The sequence below is a fragment of the Neobacillus drentensis genome (genome assembly GCF_036965645.1).
In the GTDB taxonomy this organism is placed as follows: Bacteria; Bacillota; Bacilli; order Bacillales; family Cytobacillaceae; genus Neobacillus; species Neobacillus drentensis_D.
Genome location: NZ_JBALPZ010000023.1, coordinates 17,859 through 18,363 on the forward strand (window position 1 = coordinate 17,859; position 505 = coordinate 18,363).

Here is a 505-nt window from a genome sequence, read left to right on the forward strand (position 1 = left end):
CATCTAAAAACCAGCCACGTACAAGCGTGTTGCCCTTCACCGTTGCACCACTTTTCGGTTCATCGATGACACCCCTTGTAACTAAGGTTGGAACGGCGGTGTTCTGAACCGTGATTAGACGTTTTTGCTCGGACTTGGCTCCACTTTTCCCCGTTTCTCTAACTGTAAGAGTGTGTTGACCATTTGATAGATTCGTTGTATTTAAAGAATATTGAAATCCAGCATTGGCATTTTTATAGGCNNTTTGACACACCGCTTCCATCTAAAAACCAGCCACGGACAAGCGTGCTGCCCTTCACCGTTGCACCATTCTTTGGTTCATCGATAATACCTCGTGTAACTAAGGTTGGAACGGTGTTCTGTACGGCGTTTTGAACAGTGACTAGACGTTTAAGTTCCGTCTTCGCCCCATTTTTCCCAGTCTCCCTAACTGTCAGGGTATGTTGGCCATTCGATAAAATTTTGGTATTTAAGGTATATTGGTAGCCAGCATTGGCATTTTTAT